At 70.7% G+C, this 17,693-nt stretch carries 15 protein-coding genes; 1 reads left to right on the top strand and 14 read right to left on the bottom strand.

Going from position 1 to position 17,693, the window contains the following annotated elements; all coding sequences use genetic code 11:
- Positions 1-17: 17 nt before the first annotated feature.
- From ABT114_RS39695 to pyrR, 14 genes are all read right to left on the bottom strand, one after another.
- Positions 18-2,186 (bottom strand): primosomal protein N', encoded by a 2,169-nt coding sequence (locus ABT114_RS39695; RefSeq protein ID WP_351148963.1) that lies wholly within the window; start codon positions 2,184-2,186, stop codon positions 18-20.
- 310 nt (positions 2,187-2,496) lie between these two features.
- Positions 2,497-3,705: a methionine adenosyltransferase gene (gene metK / locus ABT114_RS39690; protein ID WP_351148960.1), complete on the bottom strand. Its 1,209-nt coding sequence runs from the start codon at positions 3,703-3,705 to the stop codon at positions 2,497-2,499.
- Positions 3,706-3,944: 239 nt separating this feature from the next.
- Positions 3,945-5,147, bottom strand: a complete 1,203-nt coding sequence (coaBC, locus tag ABT114_RS39685; protein ID WP_351148957.1) for a bifunctional phosphopantothenoylcysteine decarboxylase/phosphopantothenate--cysteine ligase CoaBC — start codon at positions 5,145-5,147, stop codon at positions 3,945-3,947.
- Between the two features lie 112 nt (positions 5,148-5,259).
- Complete coding sequence (rpoZ, locus tag ABT114_RS39680) at positions 5,260-5,532, bottom strand: DNA-directed RNA polymerase subunit omega (RefSeq protein ID WP_030247008.1); 273 nt, start codon at positions 5,530-5,532, stop codon at positions 5,260-5,262.
- 52 nt (positions 5,533-5,584) lie between these two features.
- Entirely contained in the window at positions 5,585-6,178 is a 594-nt protein-coding gene (gmk, locus tag ABT114_RS39675; protein ID WP_351148954.1) for a guanylate kinase, read from the bottom strand.
- Positions 6,179-6,238: 60 nt separating this feature from the next.
- Positions 6,239-6,562 (bottom strand): integration host factor, encoded by a 324-nt coding sequence (locus ABT114_RS39670; protein ID WP_003977346.1) that lies wholly within the window; start codon positions 6,560-6,562, stop codon positions 6,239-6,241.
- 267 nt (positions 6,563-6,829) lie between these two features.
- Positions 6,830-7,675 carry an orotidine-5'-phosphate decarboxylase gene (gene pyrF / locus ABT114_RS39665; protein WP_351148951.1) on the bottom strand — a complete coding sequence of 282 codons (846 nt, stop codon included), beginning with the start codon at positions 7,673-7,675 and terminating at the stop codon, positions 6,830-6,832.
- A complete protein-coding gene (locus ABT114_RS39660; RefSeq protein WP_351148949.1) occupies positions 7,672-8,778 on the bottom strand; it encodes a quinone-dependent dihydroorotate dehydrogenase in 1,107 nt (368 codons plus the stop codon). Before ABT114_RS39660 ends, pyrF begins: the two co-directional genes overlap by 4 nt.
- Positions 8,779-8,833: 55 nt before the next feature.
- On the bottom strand, positions 8,834-12,142 hold the full coding sequence (gene carB / locus ABT114_RS39655) for a carbamoyl-phosphate synthase large subunit (RefSeq protein ID WP_351148946.1): 3,309 nt from the start codon (positions 12,140-12,142) through the stop codon (positions 8,834-8,836).
- The gene (gene carA / locus ABT114_RS39650) at positions 12,135-13,277 is read right to left on the bottom strand and encodes a glutamine-hydrolyzing carbamoyl-phosphate synthase small subunit (RefSeq protein ID WP_351148944.1); all 1,143 of its coding nucleotides are present in this window, start codon (positions 13,275-13,277) and stop codon (positions 12,135-12,137) included. The genes carB and carA overlap by 8 nt, the downstream gene beginning before the upstream one ends.
- Complete coding sequence (locus tag ABT114_RS39645) at positions 13,274-13,843, bottom strand: PH-like domain-containing protein (RefSeq protein ID WP_351148941.1); 570 nt, start codon at positions 13,841-13,843, stop codon at positions 13,274-13,276. Before ABT114_RS39645 ends, carA begins: the two co-directional genes overlap by 4 nt.
- Positions 13,840-15,126, bottom strand: coding sequence for a dihydroorotase (locus tag ABT114_RS39640; RefSeq protein ID WP_351148938.1), 1,287 nt, complete (start codon positions 15,124-15,126; stop codon positions 13,840-13,842). The genes ABT114_RS39645 and ABT114_RS39640 overlap by 4 nt, the downstream gene beginning before the upstream one ends.
- Before the next feature lie 5 nt (positions 15,127-15,131).
- Entirely contained in the window at positions 15,132-16,112 is a 981-nt protein-coding gene (locus ABT114_RS39635) for an aspartate carbamoyltransferase catalytic subunit (RefSeq protein ID WP_351148935.1), read from the bottom strand.
- A gap of 97 nt (positions 16,113-16,209) precedes the next feature.
- Positions 16,210-16,779 (bottom strand): bifunctional pyr operon transcriptional regulator/uracil phosphoribosyltransferase PyrR, encoded by a 570-nt coding sequence (pyrR, locus tag ABT114_RS39630; RefSeq protein ID WP_351148932.1) that lies wholly within the window; start codon positions 16,777-16,779, stop codon positions 16,210-16,212.
- A gap of 253 nt (positions 16,780-17,032) precedes the next feature.
- Between pyrR and bldD the strand changes: the two genes are divergently transcribed.
- On the top strand, positions 17,033-17,533 hold the full coding sequence (bldD, locus tag ABT114_RS39625) for a transcriptional regulator BldD (RefSeq protein WP_009313753.1): 501 nt from the start codon (positions 17,033-17,035) through the stop codon (positions 17,531-17,533).
- Positions 17,534-17,693 lie beyond the last annotated feature (160 nt).

The raw sequence follows: 17,693 nt of genomic DNA, 5'->3' as shown, positions 1-17,693 counted from the left end.
CGGCAGACCACCGCGCCTCACCCGATGTCGGGCGGATCGATCCTCAGCCACACGGGTTCACTCGTGCCTCCCCCGCGGCCGCCCGTCCCCCGCGCCATCCGCGCCGCCTGCGCTGCCTTCAGCGCGGATGCCAGCGCGGCGCCGCTCCCCGGCGGCACCCGGACCAACGCACGCTCCCAGTGCTCTCCCGGAGGCGGCGCCCCCGGCCGCCGCGGGCGCCCCGCCACCGTGCCGGGCACCGGCACGGGCCCCAGTACCTCGGCCTCCCGAGGCAGCTCCGCCGAACCGAGGAACGCGGCGACCGCCTCCGCCGGGCCCGACACGGCCGCCATCCGCGACACCGGGGGAAAGCCCAGCTCGGCCCGCTCGGCGAGCTCGCGCACCGCATGGCCGACGGGATCCCACCGCACCAGCGCCTGCACGGGCCGTAGGGTCGGCTCGGCGACGACGGCCACGGTCCCGCCGACGCCCTGCGGCCGCACGAGCGCGGCCGCGGCGATCCACCGGCGCAGGGCGTCCTCGCCGGCCCGCAGATCAGGTCGCCCGAGCATGGCCCAGCCGTCGAGCAGCAGGGCCGCCGCGTAGCCTCCCTCGGCGACGGGCTCGGCCCCCGGTGTGCTCACGATCAGCGCGGGCGTCCCCGGCACGGTGTCCAGCACATGCTCGCGCCCGGAGGTCCGCACCGGCACCGCCGGAAACGCCCGCCCCAGCTCCTCGGCGGTGCGCCGCGCCCCCACGACCTGGGCCCGCCATCGGTACGACCCGCACTCCGGGCAGTGCCAGGCACCTTCCTCGCGCCCGCACCACCCGCACCACAGCGCCCCGCCGTCCCGCGCCTCCAACGGCCCGGCACAGTGCCGGCACCGCGCAGGCGCCCGGCACTGCGCACAGGCCATCCGCGGCACGTACCCGCGCCGGGGCACCTGCACGAGCACCGGTCCGTGCCGCAGCCCGTCGCGGGCCACCTGCCAGGCCAGGGTCGGCAGCCGGGCAGCCCGCGCGGCCTCGTCCCGGGCCAGATCCACGTCCCCGACGGTCCGTACGAGCGGAGCGACGCGCCGCACCTGCTCGCGCCCGGCGACAAGCGGCCGCGCCCATCCGCTCTCGACGAGCTGCGCGGCCTCCACGGTGCAGCCCCAGCTCCCCAACAGGAAGCCGCACTTGTCCTGGGCTGCCCGCAGCAACAGCACCTCACGCGCATGCGGTTGGGGGGCATGCTGCTCGCTGTGGCTGTCGTCCCCGTCGTCCCAGAGGGCGACCAGCCCGAGCTCCCGCACCGGGGCGAACATGGCGGCCCGCGTCCCCACCACGGCCCGTACGGACCCCCGTCGCACCGCGAGCCACTCCCGGTACCGCTTCTCGGGCCCGGCGTCGGCGGTGAGCAGCGCATGCCGCCCCTCACCCAGCAGCGCGGTCAACGCGGCATCGACACGCGAGGCGGCCCGCCCGTCCGGCACGACGACGAGCGCCCCACGCCCGGAGGCGAGCGTCGCGGCGACGGCCCGCGCCAGCTCCTCGCTCCACTCGGGCCCTGGCAGGGCGTTCCACACGGCACGCGGCGACTCTCCCGAGGCCAGGGCCTCCAGAAACGCGGCCCCCCGCTCATACCGGGCCCAGGACCCCGCCTCAGGCGCACCGGGCGGCGGCAACGGCGCCGGCGAGGGCCGCTGCTCGGCCCGCGCGCTGCGGGGCGGCACGGCGAGCTGGAGCACATCGGCGAGGCTCCCGGCGTACCGGTCGGCAACGGCCCGCGCCAGCCCCAGCAACTCCTCGCTCAGAACGGGCTCGGGCGAAACGACCTGGGCAAGCGCGGCCAACGGCCCGGAGTAGTCGGACTCGGCCCGCCGCTCCACGAGAAACCCGCCGATGAGGCCCCCGCCCTCGCGCCGCCCTTCCCGCACCCGGTGCCGTCCGGCCCCGAACCGCACCCGGACCCGTACCCCGGGCTGTGCATCCGCGTCCAGCTCTTCGGGAACGGCGTAGTCGAAGTACCGGTCGAGATGCAGGACACCCTTGTCGACGAGCACCCGCGCAACGGGCAGCTCCTTCGCCAACGCGGCCCCCCGCCACGTCCGCGGCTTGGCCCGCGGCACCTTGGCGTTGCGCACACTCTCCCGAATGAACGCGAGCTGCTCGGGCGGCGCCCCCTCGGCTCCGCCCGTCCCCGTCTCGTTCTCGCTGCTCACGCTTGCATTCTTACCAAACGGGACTGACAACACGGGACTGACGAACGACGGCGCCCGCGCTCCCCAGGGCCTCCCGAGATCCACCTGGCAGCGGCAACACAATTCCAGATTCACCGCGCGCCCATGGGCGCACTCCACCGAAGGAACCGCGGCCTTCGCACCGGGAGGTCGCCAGCGTACGGACCCGCTCTCCCGCGCCGCCAGTCATTTCCGTTCCCGGCACTGCGCCAGGTCCGGCCGCCGCGCACGACACGGGCCCGGCGCTCCTCGGAAAGGAGCGCCGGGCCCGGACGCACAGCCGGAGGCCGGATTACAGCCCAGCAGCCTGCCGCAGCGCCTCCACGCGGTCCGTGCGCTCCCACGTGAAGTCGGGGAGCTCGCGGCCGAAGTGGCCGTACGCCGCGGTCTGGGCGTAGATCGGACGGAGCAGGTCGAGGTCGCGGATGATGGCGGCCGGACGGAGGTCGAAGACCTCGTCGATCGCCTTCTCGATCTTCTCGGCGTCGATCTTGGCGGTGCCGAAGGTCTCGACGAAGAGGCCGACGGGCTCGGCCTTGCCGATCGCGTAGGCGACCTGGACCTCGCAGCGGGAGGCAAGGCCCGCGGCGACGACGTTCTTGGCGACCCAGCGCATGGCGTACGCGGCCGAGCGGTCGACCTTGGACGGGTCCTTGCCGGAGAAGGCGCCGCCGCCGTGGCGGGCGAAGCCGCCGTACGTGTCGATGATGATCTTGCGGCCGGTGAGGCCGGCGTCGCCCATCGGGCCGCCGATCTCGAAGCGGCCGGTGGGGTTGACCAGCAGGCGGTAGCCCTCGGTGTCCAGCTTGATGCCGTCGTCGAGAAGCGCCTTCAGCTCCGGCTCCACGACGAACTCGCGGATGTCGGGGGCGAGCAGCGACTCCAGGTCGATGTCGCTGGCGTGCTGGGAGGAGACGACGACGGTGTCCAGGCGGACCGCCTTGTCGCCGTCGTACTCGATGGTGACCTGCGTCTTGCCGTCGGGGCGCAGGTAGGGGATGGTGCCGTTCTTGCGGACGTCCGACAGGCGCTTCGACAGACGGTGCGCCAGGAAGATCGGCAGCGGCATCAGGGTCGGCGTCTCGTCGCTCGCGTAGCCGAACATCAGGCCCTGGTCGCCCGCGCCCTGCTTGTCCAGTTCGTCGTCGTCACCCTCGACCCGGGACTCGTACGCCGTGTCGACGCCCTGCGCGATGTCCGGGGACTGCGAACCGATCGACACCGAGACGCCACAGGAGGCGCCGTCGAAGCCCTTCTTCGAGGAGTCGTAACCGATCTCGAGGATCTTCTCGCGCACGAGCTGCGGGATCGGCGCGTAGGCCTTGGTGGTGACCTCTCCGGCCACGTGCACCAGACCGGTGGTGATCAGGGTCTCGACGGCGACCCGAGAGGTCGGGTCCTCGCGCAGGAGCGCGTCGAGAATGGTGTCGCTGATCTGGTCAGCGATCTTGTCGGGGTGACCCTCGGTCACAGACTCCGAAGTGAACAGGCGACGGGACACAACGCTCCCTGGGGTTGCAGCGGCTGCTGGCTGATCATTGGCGGACGGGACAGGGCTGCGCCTGGCGTCGTCCGAGAAACAGTTTATCGGTCGTGCTAGGCCACAGGCCCACCTGTCTCGCCTCTCGGAAGCGCTGTGACCTGCGGCACGGGCATTCTGCCCAATGCCGAGCGGGCTTGACCAGGGCCGCCACGCCCGAATGTGCGGGGTGGCAGCGATCCTTGTGCTGAAGGAAACATTCACCCCAGGCGTTGCGCCACAAGGTCCCACACGGTCTCGGCCAGGGCCTCCTTCGGGCCGTGCGGTACCGGCGTCTCAGTGCCGTCGGCGCCCAGCACCACGGCCTCGTTCTCCTCGGAACCGAAGGTCTTGCGCTCCCCCACTTCGTTCACCACGAGCAGGTCGCAGCCCTTGCGCCGCAGCTTGGTGCGGCCATTGGCGAGGACGTCGTCGGTCTCGGCGGCGAAGCCGACGACCACCTGGCCGGGGTGCGCCCGATCGGTGGATATCTCCGCCAGGATGTCCGGATTCCGTACGAGAACGATGGGGTCCGGGTCCTGCCCGTCCTTCTTCTTGATCTTTCCGGCCGCGTACGCCGCCGGGCGGAAGTCGGCGACCGCGGCCGCCATCACGACCGCGTCCGCGTCCGCGGCCGCCTTGAGTACGGCCTCGCGCAGCTGGACGGCCGTGCCGACCTGGACGACGTCCACGCCCGCCGGGTCGGGCAGGCCGGTGTTCGCGGCGATCAGCGTGACCCGGGCACCCCGCGCCGCGGCCGTCCGGGCGAGGGCGTAGCCCTGCTTGCCCGAGGAGCGGTTGCCGAGGAAGCGCACCGGGTCGAGGGGCTCGCGCGTGCCGCCGGCACTGACGACGACATGGCGGCCGGCGAGGTCCGGCTCCGCCACGCCCCGTGCGAGCACCCGGCGGCAGACCTCGAAGATCTCGCCCGGGTCGGGCAGTCGGCCCTTGCCCGTGTCGACGCCGGTGAGACGACCCACGGCCGGCTCGATGACGACCGTGCCCCGGCGGCGCAGCGTGGCCACGTTCTCCTGGGTGGCCGGGTGCTCCCACATCTCCGTGTGCATCGCGGGAGCGAAGACGACGGGACAGCGGGCGGTGAGGAGCGTGTTCGTGAGCAGGTCGTCCGCCAGGCCGTGGGCAGCCTTGGCGAGCATGTCGGCCGTGGCCGGGGCGACGACCACCAGGTCGGCGTGCTGGCCGATGCGGACGTGTGGGACCTCATGGACGTCGTCCCAGACCTCGGTCGAGACGGGGTTGCCGGAGAGGGCGGACCACGTGGCGGCTCCGACGAAGTGCAGCGCGGAGGCGGTGGGGACGACGCGAACGTCGTGGCCCGACTCCGTCAGTCTGCGCAGCAGCTCACAGGCCTTGTACGCGGCGATGCCGCCACTGACCCCCAGAACGACCTTCGGCTTGTCCACCGTCTCTCCCCGGACTCGGCTCGCGTGCGCTGACGCACGACTCCATCACACACCACAGGCCCGGCAGTCGCGCTGCCGGGCCTGTGGAAAAGCCAACCGCAAACTGAAAATATTACTGCGCCGGGCCCTCGACGGCCTCGGACGTCAGCAGCCCCGCGTTGATCTCGCGCAGGGAGATCGAGAGCGGCTTCTCGTGGACGTGGGTGTCGACGAGCGGACCGACGTACTCGAGGAGGCCCTCGCCGAGCTGCGAGTAGTACGCGTTGATCTGGCGGGCCCGCTTGGCCGCGTAGATCACGAGGCTGTACTTCGAGTCGGTGGCCTCGAGGAGCTCGTCGATCGGCGGGTTGATGATGCCCTCGGGCGCGGAGATGGAAGAGGACACGCTCTACCTTCCGATGGATGGGAAAAGATCGGTCATGATCACATGCTCGTGATCACACAACATCCATCAAGGCTAGCAGCTCGCGCGCCACGTCCTCGACGGAGGTATTGACCAGGGTCACGTCGAACTCCGACTCGGCCGCCAGTTCGATCTTCGCCGCCTCCAGGCGGCGCTCGATCACCTCGGGCGGCTCGGTACCCCGGCCGGTGAGCCTGCGCACCAGCTCCTCCCAGGAGGGAGGAGCCAGGAACACCAGCTGGGCCTCGGACATGGACTCGCGGACCTGCCGGGCGCCCTGGAGGTCGATCTCCAGGAGGACCGGCACCCCGGCCTCCAGGTGCTCCAGGACGGCCTGGCGGGGCGTGCCGTAGCGGTTGCCGGCGAATTCGGCCCACTCCAGCAGCTCGCCGTTGGCGATCAGTTTGTCCATCTCCTCGTCCGTGACGAAGAAGTAGTGGACTCCGTGCTTCTCGCCGGGGCGGGGCTTGCGGGTCGTCGCCGACACCGAGAGCCACACCTCGGGGTATTCCTTGCGCATATGGGCGACGACCGTGCTCTTGCCGACCCCTGAGGGGCCGGAGAGCACGGTCAGCCGCGGACGTACGTCCGGGGGTACGGGGGTCGTCCCCCGGGGTGTTGCAGCCATGCAGCGATTATTCCAGCAATCCCGGTATGCCCGGGACGCCAGTCCCGGGCATACCGGGATTCAGGAGCCGGTGCTGCCGAACTCGCGCTCCAGGGAGGCGATCTGGTTGGAACCGAGACCACGCACGCGGCGGCTCTCGGAGATACCGAGTCGCTCCATGATCTGCTTGGCGCGGACCTTGCCCACGCCCGGCAGGGACTCCAGCAGGGCGGAAACCTTCATCTTGCCGATGACGTCGTTTTCCTGGCCCTGCTTGATGACCTCGTGAAGGGAGGCGCCGGAGTGCTTGAGTCGATTCTTGACCTCGGCCCGCTCCCGGCGAGCCGCGGCGGCCTTTTCGAGCGCGGCTGCGCGCTGTTCGGGGGTAAGGGGCGGAAGAGCCACGCCTACGTCACCTCGGATGTCGAACTGTCGGATACGGACCGGTGAGGAACCTAGTCGCCCCACACCTGGGGAGCTACGAGCAACACGCTTGCCCGTTCGCTCTCGTCGGAGACTAGCGGCCAAGTCCGCCAGAGTCAGCGAGAACAGAGGAAAAGTCCTGGTCAGCCTCTGTCAGGACTGGATATTTCAGACATACTGCCCCGGATTTGAGGATGTATCCAGCCTCACACCGGCCCGGAGGCACTCGCCGGAGGTCCCCGAAGGGCCTCAGGCGGCCGCCACAGCCGCCCGGATCTCCTCCGCGAAACGGTCCGCGGCGGCACGCAGCGCGCCGGCGTCGGGGCCGTGACGCAGCACACCCCGGCTGACGTTCGGCACGACGTTGCGGACCGCGGTACCGAAGACCCCCGGAAGGTCGGCCGGGGTTGCCCCCTGGGCGCCGATGCCGGGCGCGAGGAGCGGACCGTTGATGTCGAGGTCGTACGACGACAGGTCGCCCAGCGTGGCGCCGACCACCGCCCCGAAGGAGCCCAGGGGCTCCTCCCCCGCGTTCTCGGCCGCCAGGTGGGCCAGCATCGTCGCGCCCACGTTCCGCCCGTCCGCGCGCACCGCGTGCTGGACCTCGCCGCCCTCCGGGTTGGAGGTCAGGGCGAGCACGAACAGGCCCGCACCGCTCTCCCGCGCCAGCGCGACGGCCGGGCTCAGCGACCCGTAGCCGAGGTACGGCGAGACGGTCAGCGCGTCCGAGAACAGCGGGGCGTCCTTGTGGAGGAAGGACTCGGCGTACGCGGCCATGGTCGAGCCGATGTCGCCACGCTTGGCGTCCATCACGACCAGCGCGCCGGCCGCCCGGGCCTCCTCGACCGCCTTCTCCAGGACGGCGAGACCGCGCGAGCCGAAGCGCTCGAAGAAGGCGCTCTGCGGCTTCAGGACGGCGACACGGTCCGCCATCGCCTCGACGACCGTGCGGCTGAACCGCTCCAGGCCGGCCACGTCGTCGTTCAGGCCCCACTCGGAGAGCAGGGAGGCATGCGGGTCGATGCCCACGCACAGCGGGCCGCGCTCGTCCATCGCGCGGCGCAGCCGGGCACCGAAGGGTTCCAGGGAGCTCATGCGGCCTTCCTTACGTCGGCGCCGACCGCGTCGGCGAGGGTGGCGTACGGGCTCGTGCGCAGGCGTGCGGCGAGCCCCTTGTGGATGGCGCGGCTCCAGAAGGGTCCCTCGTAGATGAAGGCGCTGTAGCCCTGGACCAGCGTGGCGCCCGCCAGGATGCGCTGCCAGGCGTCCTCGGCGTTCTCGATGCCGCCGACGCCCACGAGGGTGATCCGGTCGCCCACGCGCGCGTAGAGGCGGCGCAGGACCTCCAGGGAGCGTGTCTTCAGGGGGGCGCCGGACAGACCGCCGGCCTCCTTGACCAGTGAGGGTTCGGATTTCAAACCGAGCCCCTCGCGCGCGATGGTGGTGTTCGTGGCGATGATCCCGTCCAGGCCGAGCTCGACGGCCAGGTCGGCGACGGCGTCGACGTCCTCGCCGGCGAGGTCCGGGGCGATCTTCACCAGCAGCGGGACACGGCGGTCGGTCACCGTACGGTCGGCGGCCTCGCGCACGGCGCTCAGCAGGGGGCGCAGCGCCTCGGTGGCCTGGAGGTTGCGCAGACCCGGGGTGTTCGGGGAGGAGACGTTGACCACCAGGTAGTCGGCGTACGGCGCCAGCCGCTCGGTCGACTTCACGTAGTCGCCGACGGCCTCCGCCTCCGGGACGACCTTCGTCTTGCCGATGTTCACGCCCACGACGGTCCTGAAGACCGCCTCACGGGCGGCCAGACGGGCCGCCACGGCCGCCGAGCCCTCGTTGTTGAAGCCCATGCGGTTGATCAGCGCCCGGTCCGCCACGAGACGGTACAGCCGCTTCTTGGGGTTACCCGGCTGCGGCTCGCCCGTGACCGTGCCGATCTCCACATGGTCGAAGCCCAGCATCGACATTCCGTCGACGGCGACGGCGTTCTTGTCGAAGCCGGCCGCGAGCCCGAACGGGCCGTGCATCCGCAGCCCGAAGGCCTCGGTGCGCAGTTCCTTGTAGCGGGGTGCGAGGGCGGCCGCGACGAAGGTGCGCAGTACGGGGATGCGGACGGCGAGCCGGATCCAGCGGAAGGCCAGGTGGTGGGCCTGCTCCGGGTCCATCCGTTTGAAGACGAGCTGGAAGAAAAGCTTGTACATGATCAGTGTCCTCACGAAGAGGGGGACACCGTTTCCGGTGTCCCCCTCAGGGCTGCTAGTCGCGGGCCGCGGTCAGGTGTTCCGCGTGTTCCTGGAGCGAACGGACACCCACGTCACCGTGGTTGAGGGCGTCGATGCCCTGGACGGCGGCGGCGAGCGCCTGGACCGTCGTCAGGCACGGCACGGACCGCGCCACGGCCGCCGTACGGATGTCGTAGCCGTCGAGGCGGCCGCCGGTGCCGTACGGGGTGTTGACGATGAGGTCGACCTCGCCGTCGTGGATCAGCTGGACGATGGTCTTCTCGCCGTTCGGGCCGGTGCCCTCGGACTGCTTGCGCACGACCGTGGCGTTGATGCCGTTGCGCTTGAGGACCTCGGCGGTGCCGGACGTGGCGAGCAGCTCGAAGCCGTGGGCGACCAGCTCACGGGCCGGGAAGATCATCGAGCGCTTGTCCCGGTTCGCCACCGAGATGAACGCGCGGCCCTTGGTCGGCAGCGGACCGTACGCGCCCGCCTGCGACTTGGCGTACGCCGTGCCGAAGACGGAGTCGATGCCCATGACTTCACCGGTGGAGCGCATCTCCGGGCCGAGGACCGTGTCGACGCCGCGTCCGTGGATGTCGCGGAAGCGCGACCACGGCATGACGGCCTCCTTGACGGAGATCGGCGCGTCGAGCGGGAGCTCGCCGCCGTCGCCGTTCGCCGGAAGCAGTCCCTCCGCACGCAGTTCGGCGATGGTCGCGCCCAGGGAGATCCGGGCGGCGGCCTTCGCCAGCGGCACCGCGGTCGCCTTCGAGGTGAAGGGGACGGTGCGCGAGGCGCGCGGGTTGGCCTCGAGGACGTACAGGATGTCGCCCGCCATCGCGAACTGGATGTTGATCAGGCCGCGGACGCCCACCCCGCGCGCGATGGCCTCGGTCGAGACCCGCAGGCGCTTGATGTCGAAGCCGCCCAGCGTGATCGGCGGCAGGGCGCACGCCGAGTCGCCGGAGTGGATGCCGGCCTCCTCGATGTGCTCCATGACGCCGCCGAGGTACAGCTCGTGACCGTCGTAGAGGGCGTCGACGTCGATCTCGATCGCGTCGTCGAGGAAGCGGTCGACCAGGACCGGCCGGGTGGGGCTGATCTCGGTCGACTCGGCGATGTAGGACGACAGCCGGGTCTCGTCGTAGACGATCTCCATGCCGCGCCCGCCGAGGACGTAGGAGGGCCGTACGAGGACCGGGTAGCCGATCTCGTCCGCGATGGCCTTGGCCTCGTCGAAGGTGGTGGCGGTGCCGTGCTTCGGGGCCGGCAGGCCGGCCTCCGCGAGCACGCGCCCGAAGGCGCCCCGGTCCTCGGCCGCGTGGATGGCCTCGGGGGGAGTGCCCACGACCGGCACGCCGTTGTCCTTCAGCGCCTGCGCCAGGCCCAGCGGGGTCTGGCCGCCGAGCTGGACCACGACACCGGCGATCGGACCGGCCAGCGACTCGGCGTGGACGATCTCCAGCACGTCTTCCAGCGTCAGCGGCTCGAAGTACAGGCGGTCGGAGGTGTCGTAGTCCGTGGAGACGGTCTCCGGGTTGCAGTTGACCATCACGGTCTCGTAGCCGGCGTCGCTCAGTGCGAAGGAGGCGTGGACGCAGGAGTAGTCGAACTCGATGCCCTGGCCGATGCGGTTCGGACCGGAGCCCAGGATGATCACGGCGGGCTTCTCGCGGCGCGCGACCTCGGTCTCCTCGTCGTAGGAGGAGTAGAAGTACGGCGTCTTCGCGGCGAACTCGGCGGCGCAGGTGTCGACCGTCTTGTACACCGGGCGGATGCCCAGCGCGTGCCGCACCTCGCGCACGACGTCCTCGCGCAGCCCGCGGATCTCGGCGATCTGCTGGTCGGAGAAGCCGTGCCGCTTGGCCTCGGCCAGCAGGTCGACGTCCAGGCGCTCGGCCGCGGCCAGTTCGTCCGCGGTCTCCTTGATGAGGAAGAGCTGGTCGACGAACCAGGGGTCGATCTTCGTGAACTCGAAGACCTCCTCGGGCGTGGCGCCCGCGCGGATGGCCTGCATGACCGTGTTGATGCGGCCGTCGGTCGGCCGGACGGCCTCTTCCAGGAGCAGCGCCTTGTCGCCGGGCTCGCCGACGAACGTGAACTGGCTGCCCTTCTTCTCCAGCGAGCGCAGCGCCTTCTGGAGCGCCTCGGTGAAGTTGCGGCCGATGGCCATGGCCTCGCCGACCGACTTCATGGTGGTCGTGAGGGTCGAGTCCGCCGACGGGAACTTCTCGAAGGCGAAGCGCGGGGCCTTCACGACCACGTAGTCGAGCGTCGGCTCGAAGGAGGCCGGGGTCTCCTGGGTGATGTCGTTCGGGATCTCGTCCAGGGTGTAGCCGACGGCGAGCTTAGCCGCGATCTTGGCGATCGGGAAGCCGGTCGCCTTGGAGGCGAGCGCCGAGGACCGCGACACGCGCGGGTTCATCTCGATGACGATGACGCGGCCGTCGACCGGGTTCACCGCGAACTGGATGTTGCAGCCGCCGGTGTCGACGCCGACCTCGCGGATCACGGCGATGCCGATGTCGCGCAGGATCTGGTACTCGCGGTCGGTGAGCGTCATCGAGGGCGCCACGGTGATCGAGTCACCGGTGTGCACGCCCATGGGGTCGAAGTTCTCGATGGAGCAGACGACCACGACGTTGTCGTGCTTGTCGCGCATCAGCTCCAGCTCGTACTCCTTCCAGCCGAGGATGGACTCCTCCAGGAGCACCTCGGTGGTCGGGGAGAGCGTGAGGCCCTGGCCGGCGATGCGGCGCAGCTCCTCCTCGTCATGGGCGAAGCCGGAGCCGGCGCCGCCCATGGTGAAGGAGGGGCGGACGACGACCGGGTAGCCGCCGAGCTCGTCGACGCCGGCGAGCACCTCGTCCATGGTGTGGCAGATCACGGAGCGGGCGGACTCGCCGTGCCCGATCTTGCGGTTGACCTCTTCGACGACCGCCTTGAACTGCTCGCGGTCCTCGCCCTTGTGGATCGCCTCGACGTTGGCGCCGATCAGCTCGACGCCGTACTTCTCGAGGACGCCGTTCTCGTGCAGCGAGATCGCCGTGTTGAGGGCCGTCTGGCCGCCCAGGGTGGGCAGCAGCGCGTCCGGCTGCTCCTTGGCGATGATCTTCTCGACGAACTCCGGGGTGATCGGCTCGACGTACGTCGCGTCGGCGATCTCCGGGTCGGTCATGATCGTCGCCGGGTTGGAGTTGACCAGGATGACCCGCAGGCCCTCGGCGCGCAGGATGCGGCACGCCTGGGTGCCGGAGTAGTCGAACTCGGCGGCCTGGCCGATGACGATCGGGCCGGAGCCGATGACCAGGACGGACTGGATATCGGTGCGCTTAGGCACGCTGGCCCTCCATCAGGGATACGAAGCGGTCGAACAGGTAGGCGGCGTCGTGCGGTCCCGCTGCCGCTTCGGGGTGGTACTGGACGGAGAAGGCCGGCTGGTCGAGCAGCTGCAGCCCCTCCACGACGTCGTCGTTCAGGCAGACGTGGGACACCTCGGCGCGGCCGAAGGGCGTCTCGCTGACCTTGTCGAGCGGCGCGTCCACGGCGAAGCCGTGGTTGTGCGCGGTGACCTCGACCTTGCCGGTCGTACGGTCCTGGACCGGCTGGTTGATGCCGCGGTGGCCGTACTTCAGCTTGTAGGTGCCGAAGCCGAGGGCGCGCCCGAGGATCTGGTTGCCGAAGCAGATGCCGAACAGCGGCGTCTTCCGCTTCAGGACGGCGGTCATCAGCGCTACGGGGCCGTCGGCGGTCGCCGGGTCACCAGGTCCGTTGGAGAAGAACACCCCGTCGGGGGCGACTGCGTAGACGTCCTCCTCGGTCGCCGTCGCGGGCAGCACGTGCACCTCGATGCCACGCTCGGCCATGCGGTGCGGGGTCATGCCCTTGATGCCGAGGTCGATGGCGGCGACGGTGAACTTCTTCTCGCCGACCGCCGGGACGACGTAGGCCTCCGGAGTGGCGACCTCCTCGTACAGGCTCGCGCCCTTCATGTGCGGCTGGGCCTGCACGCGCGTGAGGAGCTCGGCTTCCGGCGCGATGGCGGCACCGGAGAAGATGCCGGCCCGCATGGAGCCGCCCTCGCGCAGGTGGCGGGTGAGGGCGCGGGTGTCGATGCCGGAGATGCCGACCACGCCCTGCTCGACGAGCTCGTCGTCGAGGGAGCGCTTGGCGCGCCAGTTGGAGGGCACGCGCGCGGGGTCGCGGACGACGTAGCCGGACACCCAGATGCGGCTGGACTCGTCGTCCTCGTCGTTCCAGCCGGTGTTGCCGATCTGCGGGGCGGTCGCGACGACGATCTGCCGGTCGTACGACGGGTCGGTGAGGGTCTCCTGGTAGCCGGTCATGCCGGTGGAGAAGACCGCTTCGCCGAAGGTCTCCCCCACGGCCCCGTAGGCACGGCCGCGGAAGACCCGGCCGTCCTCCAGGACGAGTACCGCGGGAACCTTGCCGGTTCCCCTTGTGGAGGTCGTCATCGTGCGCCTTCCGTTTCCGTCTTCTTGTTGATCATGGAGTTAATGACATCGACCCACTCGTTGTGCTCCGCCGCGCGGTCGGAGCGGAACCCGGAGTCGATCAGCTTGTCGCCGTGCGCCCAGGTCACGACGAGCAGGCCGCCCTCGGTGAGGACCTTCCCGGCGATGCCCTTGCCGAGCAGTGCCTCGCGCAGCGCCTCGGCCGGGACGAAGAAGTCGGTCGCCCCGGGGCGTACGACGTCCAGGCCCGCGTCGGTCAGCGTGAGCTCGACCCGGCTGCGGGTGCCCAGGCCGTGCGCCACGATACGGTCCAGCCACTGCCCGGCGGTGGTGGAGCCGTGGTAGCGGCCGCTCATGCTCAGTTTCACCGGGCCGGGGGCCTCCGGCGCGCTGGGCAGCTCGGGCAGGTCGCTCTGGAGCGTGCCGCGCCACTTCCAGCCCTCGCGCATCAGCCAGTAGACGAGCGCGACGAAGAGCGCGAGTCCGACGAGCCAGCCGAGGCGGGCGGCCCAGTCGGTGACCTCGGCCGATTTCTTCTCGGCGGCCAGCAGGATTACAGGTGTCACGTGAGCTTCCCGTCGACGAGGGTGGCCTTGCCCCGGAGCCACGTGTGGGTGACACGGCCCGGCAGCTCGCGGCCCTCGTAGGGGGTGTTGCGGCTGCGCGAGGCGAAGCCCGCGGGGTCCACCTGCCCACGGTATTCCGTGTCCACGAGGACGAGGTTCGCGGGCTCACCTGCCGAGACGGGCCGTCCATGGCCCTGGGCCCGCCCGATCCGTGCCGGCTTGACGGACATGCGGTCGGCGACGCCCGCCCAGTCGAGCAGTCCGGTGTCGACCATCGTCTCCTGGACCACCGACAGCGCGGTCTCCAGGCCGACCATGCCCATGGCGGCCGCGGCCCACTCGCAGTCCTTGTCCTCGTGCGGGTGCGGGGCGTGGTCGGTGGCGACGATGTCGATCGTGCCGTCGGCGAGTGCCTCGCGCAGGGCGAGCACGTCCCGCTCGGTGCGCAGCGGCGGGTTGACCTTGTAGACCGGGTTGTACGAGCGCACCAGCTCGTCCGTGAGGAGCAGGTGGTGCGGGGTGACCTCGGCGGTGACGTCGATGCCGCGGGACTTGGCCCAGCGGACGATCTCGACGGATCCGGCGGTCGACAGGTGGCAGATGTGGACCCGGGAGCCGACATGCTCGGCGAGCAGGACATCCCGGGCGATGATCGATTCTTCGGCCACCGCCGGCCAGCCGCCGAGACCCAGCTCCGCGGAGACGACGCCCTCGTTCATCTGGGCGCCCTCGGTCAGCCGCGGCTCCTGCGCGTGCTGGGCGACGACACCGCCGAAGGCCTTCACGTACTCCAGTGCCCGGCGCATGATCACGGCGTCGTCGACGCACTTGCCGTCGTCGGAGAAGACGGTGACCCCGGCGGCCGACTCGTGCATGGCGCCCAGTTCGGCGAGCTTCCTGCCCTCCAGGCCGACGGTGACGGCGCCGATGGGCTGCACGTCGCAGTAGCCGTGCTCCTGGCCGAGCCGGTAGACCTGCTCGACGACACCGGCGGTGTCGGCGACCGGGAAGGTGTTGGCCATGGCGAACACGGCGGTGTAACCGCCGGAGGCGGCGGCCCGCGTGCCGGTCAGGACGGTCTCGGAGTCCTCGCGGCCCGGCTCGCGCAGATGGGTGTGCAGGTCGACCAGGCCCGGCAGCAGCACCTTGCCGCCGGCTTCGACGACCTCGGCGCCGTCGGCGCTGAGACCGACGCCCACCTCGGCGATCGTCCCGCCGTCGATCAGCACGTCCTGCGGCTCGCCGCCGAGCACCTTCGCACCACGGATCAGGATCTTGCTCATCGTTCTTACTTCTCCTCGGTGGTGCGGGCGTGGTTGAGGGCGGGCTCGTTGCCGCCGAGCAGCAGGTAGAGGACGGCCATGCGGATGGAGACGCCGTTGGCGACCTGCTCGACGACGGTGCAGCGCTCGGAGTCGGCCACCTCGGCGGTGATCTCCATGCCGCGGACCATCGGGCCGGGGTGCATCACGATGGCGTGCTCGGGCATCTTCGCCATGCGGTCGCCGTCGAGACCGTAGCGCCGCGAGTACTCGCGCTCGGTCGGGAAGAAGGCGGCGTTCATGCGCTCGCGCTGGACGCGCAGCATCATCACGGCGTCGGACTTGGGGAGCGTGCTGTCGAGGTCGTACGACACCTCGCAGGGCCAGCTCTCGATGCCGACCGGCACGAGGGTGGGCGGGGCGACGAGGGTGACCTCGGCGCCGAGCGTGTGCAGCAGGTCGACGTTGGAGCGGGCGACCCGGCTGTGCAGGACGTCGCCGACGATGGTGATCCGCTTGCCCGCGAGGTCCTGGCCGATCCCCGCGTCGCGGCCGACGAGCCTGCGGCGCATGGTGAAGGCGTCCAGCAGGGCCTGGGTGGGGTGCTGGTGGGTGCCGTCGCCTGCGTTGACCACGGCGGCGTCGATCCAGCCGGAGGTGGCCAGGCGGTACGGGGCGCCCGAGGCGCCGTGCCGGATGACCACGGCGTCGACGCCCATGGCCTCCAGGGTCTGGGCGGTGTCCTTCAGGGACTCGCCCTTGGACACGCTCGACCCCTTGGCGGAGAAGTTGATGACGTCCGCGGACAGTCGCTTCTCGGCGGCTTCGAAGGAGATCCGGGTACGGGTCGAGTCCTCGAAGAAGAGGTTGACGATCGTGCGGCCGCGCAGGGTCGGCAGTTTCTTGATCGGTCGGTCGGCCACCCGGGCCATCTCCTCGGCGGTGTCGAGGATCAGGACGGCGTCGTCGCGGGTGAGGTCGGCGGCCGAGATGAGATGACGCTGCATCTTTCAGGCTCCGTAAGGCAGTTCAAGTATCGGGAGATTCCGGGCAGGCGGCGGCGTGCCGAGAGGGCGTACGCCGGAGAGGTACGCCGTCGTGTGGCTACTGCTCGCCCGGGGCGGTCTGCTTCGCGCCGAGCAGCACGGTGTCGCGACCGTCCTCCTCGGCGAGCTGGACCCTGACCGCCTCCCGCAGCGACGTGGGGAGGTTCTTGCCGACGTAGTCGGCGCGGATGGGCAGTTCGCGGTGGCCGCGGTCGACGAGGACCGCGAGCTGCACCGCGCGCGGACGCCCGATGTCGTTCAGGGCGTCGAGGGCGGCACGGATGGTGCGGCCGGAGAAGAGCACGTCGTCGACGAGGACGACGAGGCGGCCGTCGATGCCGTCACCGGGGATCTCGGTGCGGGCCAGCGCACGCGGCGGGTGCATGCGCAGGTCGTCGCGGTACATGGTGATGTCGAGGGAGCCGACCGGGATCTTTCGGCCGGTGATCTCCTCGAGCTTGACGGCGAGCCGCTGGGCGAGGAAGACGCCCCGGGTCGGAATGCCGAGGAGCACCACGTCGTCAGCGCCCTTGGCGCGCTCGACGATCTCGTGGGCGATGCGGGTCAGTACCCGCGCGATGTCGGGGCCTTCGAGAACGGGCCGGGCATCGGAGCCTTGCGTGTCCATATGAAACGGACCTCCTTCTCCGCCTCACGGGACGGACCTTAAAGGACGTCGGGATTGCGCCATCCACGTTAGCAGGCCGGGACGACACCCCTGATCACCCCCTTGGCGTAACCGATCGTGGATACCACGGAAGCGTCGGTGTGGACCATTCGGCTTGACGCAGAAGAATCACGCTGCGTAACCTCACAGTGAGTTACCAACTGCGTGGCATGGAATCAAAGCCAGCCGCGTCGACCCAGTGCCGGGGAGCTATATGTCCAGCGAATACGCCAAACAGCTCGGGGCCAAGCTCCGGGCCATCCGCACCCAGCAGGGCCTTTCCCTCCACGGTGTCGAGGAGAAGTCCCAGGGACGCTGGAAGGCGGTCGTGGTCGGTTCGTACGAGCGCGGTGACCGTGCCGTGACCGTACAGCGCCTTGCCGAGCTGGCGGATTTCTACGGCGTTCCCGTACAGGAGTTGCTGCCGGGCACCACCCCTGGCGGCGCCGCCGAACCGCCGCCGAAGCTGGTGCTCGACCTGGAGCGCCTCGCCCATGTGCCGGTCGAGAAGGCGGGCCCCCTGCAGCGCTATGCGGCCACGATCCAGTCGCAGCGCGGTGACTACAACGGCAAGGTGCTCTCGATCCGCCAGGACGACCTGCGCACCCTCGCCGTCATCTACGACCAGTCGCCCTCGGTGCTCACCGAGCAGCTGATCAGCTGGGGCGTCCTCGACGCGGACGCGCGCCGCGCGGTCTCCCACGAGGAGAGCTGAGCGGGGCCCAGCCTCAGCAGAAACGTGCCGCCGGGGTGGCCGGAACCGTGAAGTTCCGGCCCCCCCCCCCGGCCCGTGGAGCGGGGGGGGGGGCCCCCGCCCCGCGACCCGGGGGGGGCCCCCCCGGGCCCGGCCCCCGGCGGGGAGCCCCCCCCGGGGA

This window comes from Streptomyces sp. NPDC002088, from assembly GCF_040296605.1.
In the GTDB taxonomy this organism is placed as follows: Bacteria; Actinomycetota; Actinomycetes; order Streptomycetales; family Streptomycetaceae; genus Streptomyces.
Note: the sequence above shows the minus strand (reverse complement) of the source record. Positions and strands in the feature narration are given on the sequence as shown.

Bases quoted from the DNA above. Each gene is read 5' to 3' on its own strand.
- gmk (WP_351148954.1), bottom strand. From the start codon at position 6,178: ATGGCTGCAACACCCCGGGGGACGACCCCCGTACCCCCGGACGTACGT.
- pyrF (WP_351148951.1), bottom strand. From the start codon at position 7,675: ATGAGCTCCCTGGAACCCTTCGGTGCCCGGCTGCGCCGCGCGATGGAC.
- ABT114_RS39660 (WP_351148949.1), bottom strand. From the start codon at position 8,778: ATGTACAAGCTTTTCTTCCAGCTCGTCTTCAAACGGATGGACCCGGAG.
- carA (WP_351148944.1), bottom strand. From the start codon at position 13,277: ATGACGACCTCCACAAGGGGAACCGGCAAGGTTCCCGCGGTACTCGTC.
- ABT114_RS39640 (WP_351148938.1), bottom strand. From the start codon at position 15,126: ATGAGCAAGATCCTGATCCGTGGTGCGAAGGTGCTCGGCGGCGAGCCG.
- ABT114_RS39635 (WP_351148935.1), bottom strand. From the start codon at position 16,112: ATGCAGCGTCATCTCATCTCGGCCGCCGACCTCACCCGCGACGACGCC.
- pyrR (WP_351148932.1), bottom strand. From the start codon at position 16,779: ATGGACACGCAAGGCTCCGATGCCCGGCCCGTTCTCGAAGGCCCCGAC.
- bldD (WP_009313753.1), top strand. From the start codon at position 17,033: ATGTCCAGCGAATACGCCAAACAGCTCGGGGCCAAGCTCCGGGCCATC.